At 71.7% G+C, this 20,179-nt stretch carries 18 protein-coding genes; 7 read left to right on the top strand and 11 right to left on the bottom strand.

The features are described from left to right. The first annotated feature begins 251 nt into the window (after positions 1-251). From LL648_RS34895 to LL648_RS34885, 3 genes are all read left to right on the top strand, one after another. Positions 252-1,085 (top strand): LppU/SCO3897 family protein, encoded by an 834-nt coding sequence (locus LL648_RS34895; protein WP_232667096.1) that lies wholly within the window; start codon positions 252-254, stop codon positions 1,083-1,085. A 107-nt stretch (positions 1,086-1,192) separates the two neighbouring features. Next, the gene (locus LL648_RS34890; RefSeq protein WP_232667095.1) at positions 1,193-2,587 is read left to right on the top strand and encodes a BBE domain-containing protein; all 1,395 of its coding nucleotides are present in this window, start codon (positions 1,193-1,195) and stop codon (positions 2,585-2,587) included. A 73-nt stretch (positions 2,588-2,660) separates the two neighbouring features. After that, a complete protein-coding gene (locus LL648_RS34885) occupies positions 2,661-5,504 on the top strand; it encodes an AAA family ATPase (RefSeq protein WP_232667094.1) in 2,844 nt (947 codons plus the stop codon). Positions 5,505-5,521: 17 nt separating this feature from the next. Here LL648_RS34885 and LL648_RS34880 read toward each other — a convergent pair whose 3' ends face one another. The 6 genes from LL648_RS34880 to LL648_RS34855 form a co-directional block, all read right to left on the bottom strand. Then, positions 5,522-7,033: an FAD-binding oxidoreductase gene (locus LL648_RS34880; protein WP_232667093.1), complete on the bottom strand. Its 1,512-nt coding sequence runs from the start codon at positions 7,031-7,033 to the stop codon at positions 5,522-5,524. 15 nt (positions 7,034-7,048) lie between these two features. Further along, positions 7,049-7,600 carry a GNAT family N-acetyltransferase gene (locus LL648_RS34875; RefSeq protein WP_232667092.1) on the bottom strand — a complete coding sequence of 184 codons (552 nt, stop codon included), beginning with the start codon at positions 7,598-7,600 and terminating at the stop codon, positions 7,049-7,051. A 181-nt stretch (positions 7,601-7,781) separates the two neighbouring features. Then, entirely contained in the window at positions 7,782-8,411 is a 630-nt protein-coding gene (locus LL648_RS34870; RefSeq protein ID WP_232667091.1) for an FHA domain-containing protein, read from the bottom strand. A gap of 171 nt (positions 8,412-8,582) precedes the next feature. Then, positions 8,583-9,146: a class I SAM-dependent methyltransferase gene (locus LL648_RS34865; RefSeq protein ID WP_232667090.1), complete on the bottom strand. Its 564-nt coding sequence runs from the start codon at positions 9,144-9,146 to the stop codon at positions 8,583-8,585. Further along, a complete protein-coding gene (locus LL648_RS34860; RefSeq protein ID WP_232667089.1) occupies positions 9,109-9,633 on the bottom strand; it encodes a hypothetical protein in 525 nt (174 codons plus the stop codon). Before LL648_RS34860 ends, LL648_RS34865 begins: the two co-directional genes overlap by 38 nt. Positions 9,634-9,656: 23 nt before the next feature. Then, complete coding sequence (locus tag LL648_RS34855; protein WP_232667088.1) at positions 9,657-10,352, bottom strand: class I SAM-dependent methyltransferase; 696 nt, start codon at positions 10,350-10,352, stop codon at positions 9,657-9,659. A 287-nt stretch (positions 10,353-10,639) separates the two neighbouring features. Between LL648_RS34855 and LL648_RS34850 the strand changes: the two genes are divergently transcribed. Beyond that, on the top strand, positions 10,640-11,014 hold the full coding sequence (locus LL648_RS34850; RefSeq protein WP_232667087.1) for a cupin domain-containing protein: 375 nt from the start codon (positions 10,640-10,642) through the stop codon (positions 11,012-11,014). 305 nt (positions 11,015-11,319) lie between these two features. Here the strand turns inward: LL648_RS34850 and LL648_RS34845 are convergent, their stop codons facing one another. Next, entirely contained in the window at positions 11,320-12,438 is a 1,119-nt protein-coding gene (locus LL648_RS34845; protein ID WP_232667086.1) for a multicopper oxidase family protein, read from the bottom strand. Positions 12,439-12,448: 10 nt separating this feature from the next. Here LL648_RS34845 and LL648_RS34840 point away from each other — a divergent pair, with 10 nt between their 5' ends. Then, entirely contained in the window at positions 12,449-12,832 is a 384-nt protein-coding gene (locus LL648_RS34840) for a hypothetical protein (protein WP_232667085.1), read from the top strand. 445 nt (positions 12,833-13,277) lie between these two features. Here the strand turns inward: LL648_RS34840 and LL648_RS34835 are convergent, their stop codons facing one another. Genes LL648_RS34835 through LL648_RS34820 form a run of 4 tightly spaced genes read right to left on the bottom strand, consistent with a single transcriptional unit; the run spans position 13,278 to position 18,745 of the window. Beyond that, positions 13,278-15,548, bottom strand: a complete 2,271-nt coding sequence (locus LL648_RS34835) for an Hsp70 family protein (protein WP_232667084.1) — start codon at positions 15,546-15,548, stop codon at positions 13,278-13,280. Then, positions 15,545-15,835, bottom strand: a complete 291-nt coding sequence (locus LL648_RS34830; RefSeq protein WP_232667083.1) for a hypothetical protein — start codon at positions 15,833-15,835, stop codon at positions 15,545-15,547. Before LL648_RS34830 ends, LL648_RS34835 begins: the two co-directional genes overlap by 4 nt. Continuing rightward, on the bottom strand, positions 15,832-16,272 hold the full coding sequence (locus LL648_RS34825; RefSeq protein WP_232667082.1) for a hypothetical protein: 441 nt from the start codon (positions 16,270-16,272) through the stop codon (positions 15,832-15,834). The genes LL648_RS34830 and LL648_RS34825 overlap by 4 nt, the downstream gene beginning before the upstream one ends. A gap of 16 nt (positions 16,273-16,288) precedes the next feature. Continuing rightward, on the bottom strand, positions 16,289-18,745 hold the full coding sequence (locus LL648_RS34820; protein WP_232667081.1) for a hypothetical protein: 2,457 nt from the start codon (positions 18,743-18,745) through the stop codon (positions 16,289-16,291). Between the two features lie 320 nt (positions 18,746-19,065). Between LL648_RS34820 and LL648_RS34815 the strand changes: the two genes are divergently transcribed. Next, positions 19,066-19,491: a DUF6069 family protein gene (locus tag LL648_RS34815; RefSeq protein ID WP_232667080.1), complete on the top strand. Its 426-nt coding sequence runs from the start codon at positions 19,066-19,068 to the stop codon at positions 19,489-19,491. 28 nt (positions 19,492-19,519) lie between these two features. Continuing rightward, complete coding sequence (locus LL648_RS34810; protein ID WP_232667079.1) at positions 19,520-19,882, top strand: YciI family protein; 363 nt, start codon at positions 19,520-19,522, stop codon at positions 19,880-19,882. The last annotated feature ends 297 nt before the right edge of the window (positions 19,883-20,179 follow it).

Raw genomic sequence — 20,179 nt, 5'->3', positions numbered from 1 at the left:
ACCACACGGTTCCATGTGGCCCACGGCGCGCCCCGGGTGTGTGTAGGGCAGGAAAGCCACTTTCCTGCCCTGTGAGGACCGGAAAGTGGCTTTCCTGCCCTCCCCCAACCCCGGGGTGAGCTGCTGCTCGCGGTGGCTGCAGCGATTCGCCTGACAGCGTGCGTCGAAAACCTATCGCCGCCGCCATGGGCACGATCGGGCCTGACGGTGACAGTGCTTGCAGCCCCACACCACCGGTCAGGAGACGGATGATGAGCGACGGTCGGAGCAACGTCCCACCACCCCACCCGCTGCAGCCCCTCCCGGTCGTCGACGGCAGGGCCGCGCCCGACGTCGAGGTTGCGGCGAGCGAGCCCACCGTGAACCTCTCCGAACCGCCCGGCCAGACCTTCCGGGCGGCGCAGGCGGCCCGGCCGCCCCACCCGGTCGCGCCGGGCGGGCGAGGATCCTCCAGCCGGCCGGCGCCGGTCGGCTGGAGAGCACAGACCATCGGCGGCCCGCCCGCCGGACGCCCACACGCGCGCCCCGGTCCCGGCTCGACCGGTATGCCGCATGCGCCAGGCGTGCCGCACCACCGGCCCCCCGCACCGCCGCAGCGCCGGCCGCCCAACCCGCCCGACGTGCGCCACCCGGCCCCGCCCGGGCCCCCGCCCCACCGGCCCGGCGACCCGCGCGATCCTCGGAGCGGCCCGTCCACACCGCCGCCTTCGGAGCCGATGGACGACCCCGCCGCAGCCGCGGAGAGGCGCAAGAAGCGGACCGGGGCGATCTTGATGGTCGTGCTGGCCGGCGGGTTCGCCGCACTCATCGTTTTCGGTATCTCGGCGGCCCGTTCCTCGGCCGGCAGCGCCGGCGTCGGCGACTGCCTGACCGGCGCGAAGGACGCGGACGAGATCACCAAGGTCGACTGCGCGGCGCCCGAGGCGGCGTTCGTCGTCCTCGGCCGGGTCGACGGGGTGACCGAAAGCGACGGCGGCACCACGGCGTGCGTCGCGTACCCCGAAACCACCCGTTCCTATTGGGAGGGCAAGCGCGGGGTCACGACAACCGGCACGGCCATCTGCATGAAGCCGATCGCGAAGTAGTTGCCCGAGCACGAAAACGATGTATCTGCGGGGCGCCCCCGGTATTCGTCAATCTACGTAGGCATGGCTGGTCGGACGCCCGGTCGGCCGATCGGGAGGAGGCCGACGTGATCGTTGTCGTCCTGCTCGGTGATCAGTCGTTGACGGACGGCGGACCGGGCGCCGTCAGCACCCGTTCCACGCACACCGCCGCGCTCGTGGGCTTCCTCGCCGTGCACGCAGGAGCTGCCCAGTCCCGGCAACGCATCGCCGCGTTGTTCTGGCCCGACTCGTCGGACGCGCAGGCGCTCACCAACCTGCGCCGCGAGCTGCACCTCCTGCGCCAGGTCCTGCGCGACGACCCCGCGCTCGTCGTGGCCAGCAGGGACCTGTGCTGGCAGGACAGCCCCACTTGCGAGGTCGACGTCAGCGCGTTCATGCGCGAACGCGAAGCCGCGGTGGCCGGCGTCGAAAACGGCGACCTCGCCGGTGTGCTGCGCCACGGGAAGGCCGCCATCGCCCGCTTCCGCGGCGACGACCTGACCGCGGTGCTGCACGCTCTCGACCAGGGATCGCCGGCCGCCCTCACCGTCGACAACCTGGTCTCCGCCGACGTCGTGCTCGCCGACGGCAGCTTCGTGACCGCGAGCGAGAGCTCTCACCCCGACCTCTTCTGGGCGCTGCGCGGCGGCGGCGGCAACTTCGGCGTCGTCACCTCCGTCACGTTCCGCTGCCACCCGATCGGCGAGAGCGGGACGATCATCGGCGGGCCCGTGCTCTACGACATCGCCGACACCGCCGCCGTGATGCGCTGGTACCGCGAGCTCCTGCCGTCGTTGCCGGAGGAGCTGAGCGGCTGGATCGGCCTGATCACCATCCCGGGCGCACCGCCGTTCCCGGAGGAGCTGTGGGGACGCAAGGCCTGCGCGATCGTGTGGTGCTACACCGGTGCGCACGAGCAGGCCGACCAGGTGCTGGAGCCGATCCGCACCTTCGGCTCCCCGCTGGTCGTCGGGCTGCAGGAGATGCCGTTCAACGTCCTGCAGAGCGCCTTCGACCCGCTGTACCCCGCCGGCCTGCAGTGGTACTGGCGCGCGGACGTCTTCGACGAGATCACCGACGAGGCGATCGACGTCCACTGCCGGTTCGGCGAGTTGCTCCCGACCGGGCACTCCACGATGCACCTCTACCCCTTCGACGGCGCCGCGAGCCGCGTCGACGTCGGTGCGACCGCGTTCCCCCACCGCAACGGCGGCTGGGCGGGCGTCATCGTCGGCGTCGACCCCGACCCCGCCAACAACGCCGCGATCACGCAGTGGACCCGCGACTACTGGGAGCAGCTGCACCCCATGTCCGCGGGCGGCGCCTACGTCAACTTCCTCATGGACGAGGGCCCCGACCGCGTCCGCGCGGCCTACGGGGCGAACCACGACCGGCTCGCGCAGGTCAAGCGCCGCTACGACCCCGACAACACGTTCCACGTCAACCAGAACATCCGACCGGCAGGCCCGGAGTCGATCTGATGGATGCCGGAGCGGGCCGCGGTGGGACGTCGCCGTCGTCGGAGGTGGCTTCGCCGGCTCCGCGGCGACCACCGTGACGGCCCGCAACGGCGATCCCCAAGCGAAACGACGGCGCGAACTGCACGCCGTCGGGACGCTGCGCCGCGGCGGCGGGATCGTGGGACGGGCGGTGGAGCGGGCGCACATCGGGGAGCTGCTCCGCCAGGCACAGGCGGGCTCCGGTGGCGCGCTGGTCGTGCGCGGCGAGCCGGGGATCGGGAAGTCGGCGCTGGTCAGCGACGTGGCGCAACGATCGAACGGCTACACGGTGGTCACGCTGCGCGGTGTGGAGTCCGAGGTCGAGCTGGCGTGCTCCGGTCTGGGCGAGCTGATCAGGGTGTTCCCGCACGCCGTCGAGCAACTTCCCCGCCAGCAGGCCGCGGTGCTTCGTGCCGTGGCCGGGCAGGTCGGTCAGCCACCGGTCACCAGCTCGTACGCGATCTGCACCGCGGTGCACAGCCTGATCACCTTCGTCGCCGAGGACACGCCGCTGCTGCTGGTCGTCGACGACGCGCACTGGCTCGACCCGACCTCCCGCGACACGCTGCTCTTCGTGGGGCGGCGGCTGGCCGATCAGCCCGTGCTCCTGCTGATGACGGTCAGGACGCACGAGGACGCCGCGGCGGCGCTGGCACCGCTGCCGGAGCTGGAGCTGGAGCGGCTCTCGACGGCCGAGAGCCGGGTGCTGCTGACCACGTTCGCCGCCGATGTCGGTATCGCTCCCCGGGTTGCGGCGGAGCTCGCCGCTGCCTCCGACGGGAACCCGCTCGCCGCGCGTGAGCTGGTCGCCGCGCTCTCCGCGGCCCAGCTGCGTGGGCAGTCGCAGCTGCCGCCGCCGGACGCGGGCGCGCGCGCCCTGCTCCGGCTGATCAGCAGCCGGATCACGCGCCTCGACCCGGCCACGCGACAGGCGCTGCTGGTGGCGGCCGTCTGCGTCGACTCGGACCTCACCACGGTCGGACGTGCGATCCGCGCGGCCGGTGCCGATCCCGGGCTGCTCGACCACGCCGAGGCCGCCGGCATCGTCGACCTCGTCGAAGGTCGGGTCGAGTTCACCCACCCGCTGCTGCGGGCCGCCATCGTCGATGCCGCATCGCCGCCGGTCAAAGCGGCCGCCTACGCGGCGTTGGCGGCCACCGCCGATCCGCGGCTGGGAATCCTCTACCGCGCCGCCGCGGCCGACGCCCCCGACGAGGCCATCGCCGCGGGGCTGGAGCACGCGGCGGGCCGAGCGCAGCGCGCAGGCGGGCACCTCACCGCGGCCCGCACGCTGCGACGGGCGGCCGAGCTGTCCCCGGCCACCGAGCACCGCACCCGACGGCTGCTCGATGCCAGCGCCGCCGCCGGCCTCGCCGGCCGGCTCGACCTCACCGAGGCGTGGGCGGGCGAGGCCTACGCGGCGAGCGACGACGCGGGGCTGCGGGCCGATGCCCGTGCCGCGTACGCGCACGCGGCGATGTGGTCGGGCCGCCTCGACGAGGCCCGGGCCGTCTTCGCCGATACCGCGCCGGACGTCGAGGGTTCCGACCCGGTGCGGGCGGCGACCCTCCTGCTCGAATGGGCGCTGCTCGAGGTCATGGGCGCCCGCCCGCGCGACGCCGCCCAGGTCGGCGCCCGCGCGCAGAAGCAGCTGAGCGTCGCGGACATGCGCCGGCACCGGTTGCCGTGGCCCATCGTCCCGCACGTCATGATCCTCAACGGCGACGTCGCCGCCGGCGTGGAGCTGTTCGACCGCGGGCGCATCGACCTCTCCCCGCACCACGACCTCGCCTGGTTGCCGGCGCTCTGCCACGCGGCGCAGTCGCTCACCTGGGCGGAGCGGTTCGAGCAGTCCGGCGTCCTCATCGACCAGATCATCGACACCGCACGCGACTCGTCGGTGCCGGCAGCGTTGCCCAACGCCTTGGCCCACCGCAGCGAGCTCGGCGACTGGACCGGCTCGTGGACGCTCGCCGCCGCCGACGCCGCCGAATCGATCCGGCTCGGCCGTGAGCTCGGGCAGCTCGGCGCGGAATCGTTCGCCATGGTCAAGTACGCCTGGATCCTCGCCAACCGCGGTGACCACACCGCCATGTCGACTGCAGCGTCCGCCGCCGAGCTCGGTCTGACCGGAGGGGTCGACTGCATCCCCGTCTACGCCGACGCGGCCAGGGGTCGCTACGCGCTCGGCAGGCTCGACCACCGCGGCGCAGCCACGTGGCTCGACAAGGTCGCCGTCGCGGTCGCCGAGGTCAGTCTGGAGAGTCCGCTGACCGTGCCGTGGCACGGCGACCACATCGAGGCGCTCATCCACACGAACCGCCGCGACGACGCGCTGCGCCGGCTCGCCGACCTCGATCGTCGAGCCGCCGGCACCGGGCTGGCGTGGCCGGCCGCCGTCGCTGCCCGCTGCCACGGCATCCTCGCCACCGGCGACACCGCCGATCACCACTTCGCTCGGGCGCTCCGGCGCCTCGACCGCGTCGAGATCCCGTTCGAGGAGGCGCGCACCCGGCTCGCCTGGGCCAACCACCTGCTGCGGCGGCGCCGTCGCCAGCCCACCCGGGCGCGCGGCCTGCTCACGGAGGCGCTGGCCACCTTCGAACGCCTGCGTGCCACGTCGTGGATCGACCAGACGCGCTCCGCGCTCACCCTCGCCGGCGCGCCCGCCGCCGAGACGTCCACCGCCGCCCCGGGCCTCGACGACCTCACCGCGCAGGAGCTGCAGGTCGCCCTCTCCGTCGTGAAGGGACACAGCAACCCCGAAGTGGCGGCGGCGCTCTTCCTCTCACGGAAGTCGGTGGAGCGCCACCTCTCCACCATTTACCGGAAGCTCGACGTGCGTTCCCGGACCGAGCTGGTCGCCTACGTCGCGAAGAGGGCGCAACGCCGGGCGTGAGCCGGCCCGAGTTCGCGTCACCGGATTCCGTACTTCCCCGGCGCGATGATCCCGTGCGGGTCCAGCGCGCCCTTGATCCTCGACGTGACGTCCTGGAACTGCGGGAGCCGCTGCATCGCCCACTCCTGCCGATCGACGGGCGTGCGCCCGATCGGGAAGCCGGCGGCGTCGTGGGCCGCCACGAGCGCGTCGTACGCCGCATTCATGCGCGCGACCTCGGCCGGGTCGGAGCGGTCGAACGGGATGATGTGCAGCGCCCGCGCGGCGCGCGGCCCGCAGACGAACTCGACGACGTACTCGAATCCGTGCTCGGTGAGGATTCGCCGGGAGAGCTCCTGCTGGCGCTGCGCCACCTCCCCGATCATCGGGGTGGCCGGGAGGAACCAGGTGGCGCCACCGCCGGGGCGCCAGTTCAGCAGGCCCAGCTCGCTGTCGGTCGGTTCGCCGCTGAAGGTGTCGAGGTGAATGCGGAGCAGCGGATCGTCGAGCATCCGGTCGTGCGGATGGTAGGTGGCCCGACCCGAGCCCTCGAAGACCGCCCGGATCCGCTCGATCGCGGGTGCGACGGCCTCAGCGCTCGGGCCGTAGAGCGCGCCGGTGACCGTCCACGCACCCGTCCCGTGCTGTTCACGAAGCTCCCGCCGGACGGTGTCGGGCAACGGGATCGCCCCTCCCGTCCGCTCGAACGGATAGGTGCACCGCGTGCCGAACGCGTAGACGTCCGACGTCACCTTGATCAAGGTCGGCACGGCGTTGGACAGCTTGAGCGGCCGGACCAGCTCGATGATCTCGGCGAGGTCGTCGTCCTCCGGGAAGGTGAACGCGAACCCGACCACCGCAGGCGGCCGGGGCATCAGCCAGATCGCCGCCTGGGTCGCGATCCCGAAGTTGGACTGCGAGAACATGCCGTCGAGGAGCGGCCCGAAACCGGACTTGTTGACGAAGCGGGTGGCCGCGCCCGGCAGGAGCCCGTCGCCGGTGTGCAGCACCGAGCCGTCGGCGAGCACCACCTCGAGCCCGCACAGCATCCCGAAATGGTCGAAGTACGGCGTGTACCCGGCACCGCGGTCGAGCGCGTTGCCGAGGATGCTGCCCTCCGGCGGGCCGGACGTGGAGCTGAGCATGAGCTTGTCGCCGCGGGCCCGCAGCTCCGCGCGCAGCTGCCAGAAGGTCACACCGGGCTCGACGACCGCGAACCCCAGCCGCTCGTCGACGTCGAGCACGCGGTTCATCCGCTTGCCGAGGTGGAGCACCACCTGCCCCGACCGGACCGGCGAGAACTCGCCCAGCCCGAGGTTCTGACCGGTGCTGGTCGGCCACAAGGTCATGCCGTGCTCGCCGGCGAGCCGGACCGCAGCGGCGACGTCCGCCGTCGTGGCCGGCATGACCACTCCCGCGACCTGCCGGTCGCCACCCGGCAGCCGGTTGCTGCCATAGCGGGCGCACGCCTCCGGCGTCGTGTCGACACCGTCGGGACCGATCGACGATTCCAGGGCGCTGAAGAATTCGGTCGAGAACTCGCGGCTCATCGGAGCATCATCCGATCACTTCGCGAGATCGGCGAGCACGTCGTCGAGAGTGACCTCCAACGCCCCCGCGCCCGCCATCAGGGCGATCATGACGATCGCGTCGTCGTCGGGGATGGTGAACCCGCTGGGGAACGCCGCCCGGAACAGCGCGACAGCGCCGTAATTGGTCGGCAGGGCACGCGCCTGCAAACGGGTGATCCCTTCCTCGGCCGCCCGCTCGGCCAGTGCCGCGACCAACGATCGTCCGACACCGCGCCGCTGCCACGCGTCGGCGACCATGATGGCGACGTCGGCGGTGGTGCCGCCCACGCGGGTACGGACGCACCTGACGATGCCGATCGGGCGCGCGGTGCCGTCCCCGCCGGCCGTCTCCGCGACCAGCGCGATGTGGTGGCTCCCGTCGACATCCATCAGCGCACGGCGCACGCTCTCGGTCAGCCGCGGCGCAGGGCCGTGGAAGCGCATGAACCTGGCGCGCGCCGACAGCCCGTCGAAAACCGCGTCCAACGTCTCCGGCTCGTCACGACGAAAGGGGCGGATGCGCAGCGGTGTCGATCGGAAGACCATGGGTCACTCCATTCCCGGGCCGCTGCGGAAGACATTTCGGAGCTCATCGAGCCGAGCCACAACGGCGACTGACGAATGAGGATTCGCCACCCGACGGGAGCGCACCATGTCGTCGCCGCAAGGTTCCCTGCACGGTTTGCCAGGTATTTCGCAGACCGCCGGAATCCGCCCCGGGATCTGCTCAGTCGTACCCGGCGGCCCGCTGTTCGCGGGCCTCGTGCGCAGCGCGGACGTCGGCGAGGGTGATGGCCCCGCGGCGGAGCGCCTCGTTCGCGAGCTGGGTCCGCCGCTTCTCACCGGTTCCGTCGATGCCGAACTTGTCGTAGAGGTTCGCGAGGTGGTGGCGCACGGCCGCCTCAGTGATCCAGAGCGATTGCGCGATCTCCCGGGGAGTAGCTGCCTCCGTGAACGTGTCGGTCGAGAAGACCGGGAGGTAGAGCGCGATGAGGGTGTCCCGTTCCCGGTGCGTGAGCCGCGGCGGCGGCTTCTGGGCGGCCGTCGCCTCGACGTCCGTGTCCGCCTCCGTTGCCCGCAGCACGAGGCGCGTGCGCCCGATCCGGATCTCGTCGCCGCTGCGCAACGACGTCTGCTGGACGATCCTGCCGCCGTTGACGTAGGTGCCGTTGCGAGAGCTGACGTCCCGGACGCACCACGCCCCGCCCAGCAGCTCGATCACCGCGTGCAGCCGGGAAGCCTGCGCATCGTCGATGGTGATGTCGTTGCGCCGGGAACGCCCCAGTGTCAGACGCTCACCGGCGAGCACGGCGCGTTCGACGCCGGCCGCCGACCACACTTCTACGTAGCTGTCCATTTCGACCCCTCTCCACTGGGCAGCTCAGCGGTCGGGCACCGTTCGACCCGAACCACAGCAAGCACATCCGGGCGCGAGCCGTCGCCATAGAGGGAACTCCCTCGACTTCGGGAATCGGCAACTCCCGGGCTGCCGTCGATTTGCCGACAGCGGCCCGGGAGGAAGGCCGGGTCAGAACCTGACTTCGTAGACCTTGTTGAACGGCGTTTCCGCCACCCGCTCGAACCGGCCGAAACCCGCCGCCTCGGTGATCGAGCGGATCGCCTGTTCACCGGCCTGTGCCCCCAACGCGTAGTCGCCTTCCTGCGACAAGGCGTTCGGCACGCAGAGGAAGGACGAGAAGGAGTAGTAGACGCGGCCGACGGGGTTCAGGTTGTCGGCGACCGCGTCCCCCGCGGACGGTTCGACGATCATCCACGTGCCACCCGGCGCGAGCACCGTCGCGATCCGGGCGGCGGCCGCCTGGGGGTTGCCCATGTCGTGCAAGGAGTCGAACGTCGCGACGAGGTCGTACGGGCCGCCGTCGAAGTCGTGCGCCGCGGCCTGCTCGAACGTGACCCGGTTGTGCACACCGGCCTCGGCCGCACGCTTGCGCGCTTCCTGGACCGACGCGCGGTGGTAGTCGACTCCCGTGAACAGGGAGTTCGGGAACGCCTGCGCCATGAGGACGGTCGAGGCGCCGTGCCCACAACCGACATCAGCCACCGCCGCTCCCGCGAGCAGCTTCTCCTCCACCCCGTCCAGCGCCGGGATCCATCCGTCGACGAGATTCGCGTTGTACCCGGGCCGGAAGAAGCGCTCGCAGCCGACGAACACCTCGTTGTCGTGTTCGTGCCAGCCGACACCTTCGCCCGTCGCGGAACGCCTCGGTGATCCGCTCCTCCGCACGCAGGGTGCCGAGGGCGAGCTGGAAGGCGCCAGGGGCGAAGACGACCCCGTCCGGGTCGGTGAGCGCGAAGGCCTGCTCGGGGCTCAGCGAGTAGTGGCCGGTGTCCCGGTCGTACTCGACGTAGCCGCCTGCCGCTTGGCCGCGCAGCCATTCGTCGACGTACCGGGCCGCGGTGCCCGTCCGCGTGGCCAGGTCGGCCGGCAGCATGGGCTCGGTCGCGAGCGCGCGGTACAGCCCGAGCCGCTCACCCACCACCACGTTCCCGGCAGCCATCGTCGCCCCGAGATCACCGACGAACCTGTTCAGGAAATCCGTCAACTTGGTGTCGTCCATGATTGCTCCACCTTTCTCGTGCTCTATTCGGTCGATCCGTTGCGCCGGATCTGGGCCACGCGAATGCCGCGGACCACAAAAAGCCGCCCACCGGTATCGGATGCGTCATCGCCCGCCCGTCCACGCCGCGCGGGTGCCGGCACGGTGAGCGCTTCCGCCACGACGCCGTGCAGCCCGGCGTTCGTCCACAGCCCGGTCATCGCCCGCAGGAGGTCGCGCTGCTCGCCGGCCCGGAGCGGCCCGTCCGGGCCGGGCAGCGACAGGTAGGCCGCCACCACACCCGGTGTCGACGCGACCCTGACCAGCTCGGACACGGCACAGCTCGACTCGGGGACGAAGCCCTCCAGGACACCGGTCACCACCACGTCGAACCGGCCGTCCCCGAACGGGAGCGCGACCCCCCTCGTCGGCGAGTGTCGGGCCGACGGACGGACGACCTGCCCGCGCGCATGGCGGGCGAACTTCGACGTCGGCTCGACGGCATGCACCTCCGCCGGGCCGGCCCCGGTCAGCACGGCGCCCGCCACCGCTCCCGACAGGCACGCCACGTCGAGCCATCGCAGGCCGGCCGGCAGGTCGAGCCACCGGACCAGGGAATCGGCGATACGACGGGACGCCCGACTCGCGTAGTAAGCGTGGTCGTCGGTCAGGTCGTCGATCTGGCCGTCTTCTGGGCCGGCCCAGATCGATACCGGCGGATCCGCCAACAATTCGTGCATTTCCATCACCTGCTTGGGCCGAACCGGCGGGAACAGCCAACGTGCCCCAGCCCGGCAGCACCCACCATGGCGGAAACGCAAAGCTTCCCTTGCGCCGCGCCATCGATCACGCGATCCGCGGGCGGGATCACCGGTGGCCACGGCTCGCTTACCGCGCGTTCTGGTCGACCAGCGGTCGATGCATCGTGTCAGAACCCAGACCCGTTACGCTGTGCTCGCAAAGGCGATCATCGACGGTGATTCCCGGCGCATCGTCTTACGAATACCCACCGAACTGCAGGAGAGTCGTGCCACACATCACCGCCGACAGCGCGCCACGGTTCGAGAACGAACACGCGACCTTCATCGGCTTGGCCGCGCCCAGCCGCGGCTCCACCGAGAACAGCGCCTGGCGACTGATCCTCAAGCCCGGCACCGACGCTCCCCCGCATGCCCTGGACCGCGAGGAGATCTTCATCGCGCTCGCCGGGACGATGACCGTCACGATGGGCGAGGACACCTTCACCGTCACCGCCGGGGACGCACTCATCGTGCCCGCACACCAACCGTTCGCGATGGCGACAGCCGGCGACGAGACCTTCGAGGCGGTCGTCGTGCTGCCGGTCGGCGGGCAGGGCCTCATCCCCGGCCAGCCCCCCGTCATCGCCCCCTGGGCCCGCTGACGCCGGTCGGCGGCGTACTCCGCGGCCGCGGCGTCGTCGGCGACGTAGACCGTCACCCGGGGGGTGAGCTGCGCGAACGGCACTTTCGAACGATAGGTTGGCCTGAAAGTGCCGTTCGCGCACGTCCCGGCTGTCGCCGAGCGGGCGGGATCGTGAGTTGAGTGTGCCCAGGGCTGCCGCGACAGCCCTCAGCGCACTCCCGATCAGCCAGTGCCTGGATCCGGGGTGCCGGTCCACCGCGGTGGCTGCGGCGATTCACCTGACAGCACTTTCCTGGCGCATCCCGCCATTCCCCGTGCGACGGATCAGTGGCCGTGGTGCGCGTTGTCGAACGGGGTTGTGACGCCCTCGTAGCGCAGCCGCAGCATCATCCCCTGGTGGGCGTGGGGGAGGTTGTGGCAATGGTTCATCCACACCCCGGGGTTGGTGGCGTGGAATGCCACATCCCAGGTCTCCCCGCCGCGGACGTCGAACGTGTCGACCCAAAGCGGGCTGCCGGTCGACAGGGCCTCGTTCCTGGACAGGACGAGGACCGGGTGGCCGTGCAGGTGCCACGGGTGGGTTTCGAGGCTGCGGTTGACGACGGTGAACCGGACGACCTCGCCCGCCCCGACGATCTGGTCGGGGATCGACGGGTGCCCGTACCCGTCGACGGTGTGCGCGTAGGCCGGTAGGCCGTCCACCAGCGCCACGCCGCGGTCCAGGACCATCGTGATGCGCCGATCGGGCTGGTCGGGATCGAACGGCGCCGGAGCCGCGACCCCGTAATGGAGCAGGTCGAGTTCTGGCCACCCGGCCGGATCTGCGACGGGCGCCTCGTCTGCTCCGATCCGCACCCCTGAAAGGCGCAGCCCTGCGCGGTGGTCGTCGAGGACTAGCGCCACCGAGTCGCTCGGCATGGTGAACACGAGGTCGGCGCGCCCACCGGCCGGCAGCCGCACCGCGACGGCGCTGACCTCGCCGGGTTCGTTGAGGTTGCGCCCGTCGACGGCCGCAACCCGGAACGCCATCCCGACCAGCGCGATCCGGTGCGGATCGGAGTCGGTGTTGATCAGCCGGAGCCGAACGGGGACGCCAGCAGGCGCAGGCTGCTCGATGGGCACGTCGTTGTCGGCGAGCAGCACGGTGGCGTCGATCGTGTGGACGGGCAGCGTGAGGTCCAGCCCTTCTTCGGCGTCGCGTTCGGTGACGACGAGTGGCCCGTACAGGCCCCTGCGCACGCCGACGTGGGAGGCGTGGTGGGTGTGGTACCAGTAGGTGCCGGCCTGGTCGGCGCGGAACCGGTAGGTGAACTCCCCGCCCGGGACGACGGTGTCCTGCGTCGTCCCGGGAGCGCCGTCCTCGCCGCAGGGCACGTCGTAGCCGTGCCAGTGCAGCGTCACCCCACCGTCGATGTCGACGTTGCGCAGGTGCACTTCGATCACGTCGCCCCTGGTGGCGGTGATCGCCGGGCAGCTGCCCGTCGTACGTCCACGCCGCAACCTCTCGCCCGGTGGGCAGGCGCACCGTGGCCTTGCGCGCGGTGACGGTGTGCCGCCGGACGGTGCCACCCGGCGCCGGCGGGCCCGTCCCGCGCAGGTCGGTCACCAGCACGCCGCCCGCCGCACCGGCGGCCGCCGCACGGGGCGCCAGCACCATGCCGAGGCCGGTGGTCGCGGCGCCGAGGGTGACCGCGCCACCGACGAGGCCGAGGAAACGACGGCGCGAGCCGGACGTCGGAGCCCCACTGACATGACCAGCGGCACGACCGGCGAGCACCCGGGCGGTCAGCAGCGCCGCCGCACCGGGGGCAGGAAAGCCCACTTTCCTGCCCTGTGAGGGCCGGAAAGTGGCTTTCCTGCCCTCCCCCAGCCTCCGGGTGAGGCGCGGGGCCCGGTCACTCCGGGGCGACCGCCAGGCGGTGCTGGAAGAGGTGTCGACGGCGGCAACCGACGCCCCACGGTGGCGTACTCGTGGGTAGCGGGTGGTGGTGGCTGCTGTAAAGCCGTCAGCACCCGCAACTCGCCAGCATCGAGCACGGCCGAGCCCTCGCCGCCGAGATCCCCGGCGGAAGGTTGCTGCCAGGTCTAGGAACCGCCGATACCGCCGAGCCGGGTCCGGCTCGGAACGTCGTCCTCCTTGTTGCAACGCCGGCAGACGAGGTATGGCTCACCGCTGTCGTTGACCCGCTTCACCCAGCGGTGCCACCCAAGCCGGCATCGCCAGCTCTTCACCATCGCGCGAAGCTACGCCGGTGATCTTCGCTGGTCGAGGGCCGGATGGTCTACGACGTCCGGCGCATCCGGGCTTCCCGACCCCAGCCGGCGACGCGTCGGGTGAGCGGCTTCATCCGGTCGAACCAGATGTTCCACATCTGTTCCGGGGCCGAGGCCCGCTTGTCGTCCACCTGGTCGATGGCCATCGCGACGACCGCCAGCTCGGCGAGCAGATCGTCGCGCTGGGCGGGCAGCTTGGCACGGTCCTGCTCCTCCAGCCGCGCATCCAGCTGGAGCTCGTCGTGCTTCCGCCGGATCTCGGCGTCGGTCCTCGTGATGCGACGCCCCATCCAGCTGCGCACGACCCGCGGGGTCTGCTCGACCATCACGATCTCGCGCACGGACGAGATCTGGAACAGCTCCACGTGCAGGTCGTCGAGCTGTTCGTTGACCCGGGGCCAGGTGAGGAAGTCGCCGGCCGCGTAGGCGCTGCGGCCCTCGACCTCCAGATCGTCACGACGGGCCCGGTAGATGGGCGCGCGCTCCGGTTCGCTGCGCTGCAGCAGCAGGACCAGGTCGGAGACCTCACGCAGGGTGTCCTCGAACTCGGAGAGCGGCGGTTCCATGTAGTCGGCCGGGCCGCGGCTGTTGACCAGCCCTTGGAGGATGGTCTCGGCTTCGAGCAGGAGGTGGTGGGCCTTGGCCTGGTCCTGGTTGCGGGCCACCAACGTGTCGAGAACGGTGAGACGGCGCTCGACCTCGGGAGCGGCCGCGGCAGACTCGGCAGGGTGCACGTCGCGGCGGATCTGGGCCCAGTCGGCACGCGCTGCAGTGGCCCGGGCACGGATCTGCTCCCACGGCGCAACCTCCCGTACCGGGAGCTCGATGACGGCGGTGGCCGATCGATCCAGCTGCGGGATGCGCACCCCCGCGCGAAGGGTCCACCCCACCTCGAACTCGATGGTCAGCTCGACGGCGGCGCCGGGGTCCAGCTCCTCGGGCAGGTCGCGGATGCGCACGGTGCCGATGGGTATCCAGCCCTCGTACACCCGAACGGCGAGTGTGGTGCCCCGCGTCGCGGTCTCCAGGCGCTGGCGGACCCGGTGGGGAATCCTGGTGCCGGCCTTGGCGACGAGGCACAGCTGCCGGTCGAGCAGCTCCACGGAGAAGTCGTGCGCGAGGATGTCGCCTGCCACGTCCGGCACGGTCGGGCCTGGTCGGGTGCGCACGCCCAGGCGTTCGGCGCCGACCTCCCGACCATCGGCGAGGACGCGCACCGTGAACTCGCCCGTGCCGACCGGGACGTCGACGAACAGGAACGTACCTCCGGTGGAGACCGGCTCGCGCAGCGCATCACCGGTGCTCGCCGCCACCTCGACGACGATCTCGGCACCGCTGATCCCGGAGAGCAGCACCCGCCCCGCGATGTCGACGACGTCCCCGTCGGGCTCCAGGTTCTCCAGCTCCAGCACGCTGCTGCGGGTGGCGAGCCCCGCGGCCTTCAACGCCGCACCCACCGCCACCACCAGCTCCGGATGGAACAACCGCGGGGCGATACCGAACCGCTCGCGCAACAGCTCGGCGACGAGCGGAATCCGGGACGAGCCGCCGACCAGCACGATCTCGTCGAGTTCGCCGGGTTCGACACGCGCCGTGGCGAGCGCCTCGGCGCAGTGGTCGACGGTGCTGCGCAGGTGGCCCTCGATGAGCTGGTCGAACTCGACCCGGCTCAGCGACAGGTTGATCGTCATCGGCTGCCCGGCGCGATCCTCGAGGTCGTCGCTGATGATCTCGGTCTCGGACTCCCGTGACAGGTCGTGCTTCGCGGATTCGGCGAGCGCCAACAGGCGTGCCCTGCGCTCGTCGGAGCCGGGATCGCCCGGCTCGGAGCGCAGGTCGTACGCGGGCAACCGCGCGATCACCCAATCGACGACGGCCTGGTCGAAGTCGTACCCACCGAGGTACCGGTTGCCACCGAAGGACCTGCTGGTGAAGCCCTCTTGCGCGGCCCACGAGACGACGGAGGTGTCGAAGGTGCCGCCACCCAGGTCGTAGACGAGGAAGCGGCGGCTCTTCGCGGGATCCGCGGTGTACCCGTTCTCGTGCATGTGGGCCAGCGCGGCGGCGACCGGTTCCATGAGCGTCTCGGCCACCTCCAGCCCGGCTTCCGCGCCCGCCTGCGTGGTCTGCGTCTTGGCGCTGGTCTCGAAGTAGGCGGGCACCGTGACGACGGCGCGGTCGATGGTCATGCCCAGTGTCGCTTCCGCGTTGTCCTTGAGCTGCTTCAGCAGCAGCACCGAGGCTTCGAACGGGGTGAGCGTGGTGTGTCCCGCGGTCACGGGCTGGTCGGTGCCCATGTTGCGCTTGAAGAACAAGGCAGGCGGCGCACCCGGCTGACGGGCCTTGCGTTTGGCGCGTGACCGACGAGGGGGATGCCGTCGGGCCCGATCCACACCGCGGACGGAGTGGTGAGCGAGAGGTCCGGGTTGGCCACGATGAGCGCTCCGCCGAACGGCCGCAGCCGCCGCTGCATGATCAGCTCGTCGCGGTTCGGGATGTCGGCGTCGGCGGGTACGGCCACGCAGCAGTTGGTCGTGCCGAGGTCGATACCGGCGACGATGCTCATGCCGTGGCCCCTTCGGCGGTGTGCTGGACCGGTCCGGGCGCGGGGAGGAGCTCGGGCAGGACGCTCGTATCGAGCCACGACGCGGTGTCCCTCCGGACGCCTGCGCCGCCCGCACCGCGCTCGGACCATTCCCGGCACAACCCCATCAGCTCGGCGAGGCTCGCGAGGTCGGCGCCCTCGGCCTCCGTCGGGTGGGTGATCAGTTCCGCGGCGATCCGCCCGGACAGCGTGGCGATCCGCTCCTCGGCGTCGTTGACGTCAGCGGCGCTCAACGTGGTGCCGAACAGCGGGAACCGTTCCGCGTCGTAGGAGATCCGCTTGCGCCGCGCGCCGATCCGCGTGCGTGCCGTCGCACGATCGGCGGCGGGGTCCAGATCCAGCACCTGGAACGCCGTCTCGAAGTACGGGTTCCGGCCCGTCCACGCCCATGGGTTCACACCTGCTCCGATCACGTCAGTTGAAGCCCACCGAGGAGCCGCGCGCGAGCTTCCCGGCCAGCACGAGGAGCTCGCGAGCTGCGCTGAAGGGTGCGCGGGAGGGCAGCCCCAGTACGATCGCCACGTCCAGGTGCCACCCCGCGGTGCGGTAGCCGGACATGCTGTGGAACGGGTCGGTCCGGCGCCGGTCGTAGGTCGTGTAGAGCTGGCTCTTCCCCAGCCAGAACTCAAATCGGGCGAGCTTGGCGGAGAAGGCCGCGTGATCGCCGTCCGCGACGTGCGCCCGGCGACGCGTGATCAGCTCGCGACCGGTCAGGTTGAGGGCGGCCCGGATCGGCTCCACCACGTCGGCGAGCTGCTCCAGCAACGGACGGGCGTCCGCCGCCCACTTGAACTCGTCCCGGCCGACCTTCTCCACACGCTCGATCCCCACGTCGAGGAGCAGTTCGGCGAGCGGGACGTTCCCGGCGTCGACCGCCGCCCAGGACCGGGCCTCCTCCAGCGCACGATCCAGGTGGTCCTCACGCAGCAGACCGCGCACGCTGCTGATCGCCTCGCGGGTCAGCCGCCGGCGCGCGGCTTCGATGACGTCGGCGCCGAACGGCGCGGTGTGCAGGATCTGCACGTGGGCCCGCGCCCGCTCGGGGTCGCTGCGGCGCAGCTGCAGCACCCGCGCGATGTGCGGTTCGAGCAAGTGCGCCGACAGCTGTGCCTGCGCATGCCCCACGGCGGTCGCGATGTCGTCGACCGTCGCGTCGGGCACCACGGCGGCCAGATGCGAGCGCAGATCCGACCAGAACGCCGGGTCGGCCCCCAGCCGTGCCCAGCAACGGAGAGCCCTGCGCCACTGCTCGGGCGCGGTGTCGTCACCGTCGAGGTCGAGCCGGTGCGCGAGCGCGTGTTCGGCGATGGCGAGATGGTGGAGGCTGCGGTGATCACCGGCCGACTCGGCGTCGAGCTCCCGCCACAACCGCAGCGCCTCGGGCGTCACCGGGAGGAGCGCGCCGTCCTGGCGCAGTGCGGCGTAGGCGAGCCGGTCGACCGGGCGCTGCGGCGTGTCGTCGCCCGAGAGGGTCGCGGCGAGTTCCGCGATCCGGTTCGCGGCCCTGAGCTCGGCCTCGGCGGCCCCGTCGCCGGTGAGCAGCCTGCGTGCCTCGTCGCTCAACCGCTGCTGCTCGCCGGGCCGGCCGAGCAGGACCGCCTGCGCGGCCCCCGCCAGCGCCGCACCGGCCGCCGCACGACGCACCGCGTCGAGCGCACCGCCAGGAGCCGATGTGCCCAGCTCGGGCAGCAACGCTGCGTCCACCCTGGCGACGGCCGCCACCACCCGGGCCGGAGCGACGAGCGACCGTGCCTGCCAGGCGTCCCCGTGCCGCGCACGCAGCGTCCGCACCGCGGTCGTGATCCGCTGGTCGTCGTCGTCGAGGGCGCCGAGGACGAGTGCGGCGTTGGTGACCAGATCCTGCTCGACAGCGGAGGCGGGCGGCGCGTCCAGCACCAGCTCGAGGTGGCGCCGTGCGTCGTCCGAGCGGCCCTGTTGGACGAGGTCGAGCGCGCGGATCAGCAGCGTCGGTGTCCGGAGCCGCCCGCCGCCGTCACGATCGGGATCGTCGGGGAGCGCCTCCGCCGCATCACCCCGCAGCACGGCGCCGGCGGCCAGCAGCATTCGCCGATACGCGGTCGGTGTCCCGGCGCCGCCCAGGCGTGCCGCCGAGGTCGTCCCCTCGCGCAGCTGCCGATGGGCCGACAGGTCCAGCAGCCGCTCCCGACGCTCAGGGATGCCCTTCCCCCCGTACCGGTCCGCCAACTCGTAGCGGTGGGCCGCCGCGGTCTCGTCACCGCGATCCGCCGCCCGATCGCCCACGAGGCAGAACCAGTGGGCCCGATCGGCCGGGCCAAGCGCGTACAACACCTTCCACACCGGCGAAGCCGTGCTGAACTCGTACTTCTCGAACTGCTCGTCGAGCAACCGCGTCAGGTGCTCCCTGGCCAGCGCCCGGAACTCCGCTGCCTGCTCGTCCACCATGGTGCGGGTCAACCATCCGCACAGAGCCGTCGACTGCGTCAGCAGCCCCGACACCGGCCCCCAGGTCGCCGCGAACGTCTCGGCGCTGGGCCGCCGCACCCACCGCACCAGCACATCCTGTGCTGCCCGCTCGTCAAGATCACACCGCCACGACACGCCCACCAGCTCACGCACGGCCTCGTCGGGCAGCTCGGCCGCTACCGCGATCAGCGCCTCCTGCAGCGGCCCCAGCCGGCCGCCGAGCGCATCGTCGTCGACACCCGCCAGGTACTCCTGAACCGACCCGAGCACCCGCTGCGCCCGCCGCACGGGATCCTCGACCGCCCCGGCCGCCGCCAGCGCCTCGCTCAGCCCGTCACCCGACCCACCGCCGGGCGGTCCACCCTGTTCGACGTTCGCCGGAACGCCAGGGTCCCCATCAGCATCCTGAGCACGTCGCCACCACATGTGACACCCCCGCGGCGACGCTCCCCCTGCCTGCGCTCCGGAGCCCGCCGCCACCGCCCCGGATCGTCCTGAACAGTAGCGGGCGGGAGCCGGATCGACGTCGAGGCCCTGCCGCGCCGAATGCCGTCCGCTCGGCGTCGCGGTGCCTCCGGCCCGCGGCCGGCGTGATCGCCGAGGACGACCAGGTCATCGGTGTTCCGACGGAGCCAACAAAAGATCTTCGGATTTTCTGCGCAGGACATGTCGAACGGCGTCGATCCCGTTCGTAGCCAGGGTGAGAGACCGGCAACGTGCCGGTCGGTTCACCACCGGAGGCCACCATGTCCGTCCCCACCACCGCCCCAGTCACCGCCACCACGACCGCTGTGCCGTCCGCGGGTTCGCTGCTGCGGGGCGGGGCCGTGGCCACCGTGATCGCCGCCGGCGCCACCACTGCGGTCGCCGCGGCCGGCCAGGCGATCGGGATCAGCGGCGCCATCTCCGGCAGCGCGATCCCGCCGACGGGCTTCGCGACACTCACCGTCATCTTCTCGGTCCTCGGCCTGCTCATCGCGCTGGGTCTGCGCCGGTTCGCCCGGCACCCGCGCACCACGTGGGTCCGCACCACCGTCGCGCTCACCGCGCTGTCGCTGGTGCCCGACGTCATCGCCGACGCCGACACAGCCACCAAGGCGCTGCTGATGGTGACGCACCTGGTTGCGGCTGCGATCGTGATCCCCGCCGTCGCCCGCCGACTGCGCGCCTGACCCGCACGACCCCGAGGAGCGATCGCACATGCAGTACCTGCTGGCCATCCAGAACGACGAGAGCCTGCCACCGCCGACCGAGGAGGTGCTCCAGGCCACCGTCGACGGGGTCGCGCGCGTGAGCGATGAGATGGTGGCCGCCGGGGTCTGGGTCTTCGCCGCCGGGCTCTTGCCGTCGGACAGAACCACCGTCGTGCGCGTGGACGACGGCACCACCACGATGACCGACGGGCCCTTCGCCGAGACGAAGGAGCAAATCGGCGGGCTCTGGGTCATCCGCGCCCCCGATCTCGCCTCAGCACTGGTCTGGGCCGAGAAGTGCGCCGAGGTGTGCCGCGGACCGATCGAGGTACGCCCGCTGCGCTACGACGCCCAACACCCGACGCTCTGACGCTCCACTGCGACGGGCGTCGGTGTCGGCGAGATCGACCGCAGCGCTGTTCGATCAGCGCTCACGCCATTCTCGCCGCCCGCCGCGGCAGGACGCGCAACTCATAGAAGCACTTCCCCAACCAGTCCGATTGGACCGTCCAGCGGACGATCTTCCATCTGCTGGACGAACCCGTCCCGACGCTCGCAGACCCGTTCCCTGAGGACGACCCGCTGCCCGGCGCGTACGAACTCCGCTTGCACTCCGAACACGTGACCATCTGGTACACGGTCACGCCGCACGAGGGACAAGAGGTGG

Source organism: Pseudonocardia sp. TRM90224, assembly GCF_021245725.1.
Lineage (GTDB): Bacteria > Actinomycetota > Actinomycetes > Mycobacteriales > Pseudonocardiaceae > Pseudonocardia.
This window is presented reverse-complemented; position numbering and strand designations above follow the sequence as displayed.

Excerpts from the sequence above, each read along its gene's own strand:
- LL648_RS34895 (WP_232667096.1), top strand. The coding sequence starts at position 252 with ATGAGCGACGGTCGGAGCAACGTCCCACCACCCCACCCGCTGCAGCCC.
- LL648_RS34880 (WP_232667093.1), bottom strand. The coding sequence starts at position 7,033 with ATGAGCCGCGAGTTCTCGACCGAATTCTTCAGCGCCCTGGAATCGTCG.
- LL648_RS34875 (WP_232667092.1), bottom strand. The coding sequence starts at position 7,600 with ATGGTCTTCCGATCGACACCGCTGCGCATCCGCCCCTTTCGTCGTGAC.
- LL648_RS34870 (WP_232667091.1), bottom strand. The coding sequence starts at position 8,411 with ATGGACAGCTACGTAGAAGTGTGGTCGGCGGCCGGCGTCGAACGCGCC.
- LL648_RS34860 (WP_232667089.1), bottom strand. The coding sequence starts at position 9,633 with ATGGACGACACCAAGTTGACGGATTTCCTGAACAGGTTCGTCGGTGAT.
- LL648_RS34855 (WP_232667088.1), bottom strand. The coding sequence starts at position 10,352 with ATGCACGAATTGTTGGCGGATCCGCCGGTATCGATCTGGGCCGGCCCA.
- LL648_RS34830 (WP_232667083.1), bottom strand. The coding sequence starts at position 15,835 with ATGAGCATCGTCGCCGGTATCGACCTCGGCACGACCAACTGCTGCGTG.
- LL648_RS34820 (WP_232667081.1), bottom strand. The coding sequence starts at position 18,745 with ATGTGGTGGCGACGTGCTCAGGATGCTGATGGGGACCCTGGCGTTCCG.
- LL648_RS34815 (WP_232667080.1), top strand. The coding sequence starts at position 19,066 with ATGTCCGTCCCCACCACCGCCCCAGTCACCGCCACCACGACCGCTGTG.
- LL648_RS34810 (WP_232667079.1), top strand. The coding sequence starts at position 19,520 with ATGCAGTACCTGCTGGCCATCCAGAACGACGAGAGCCTGCCACCGCCG.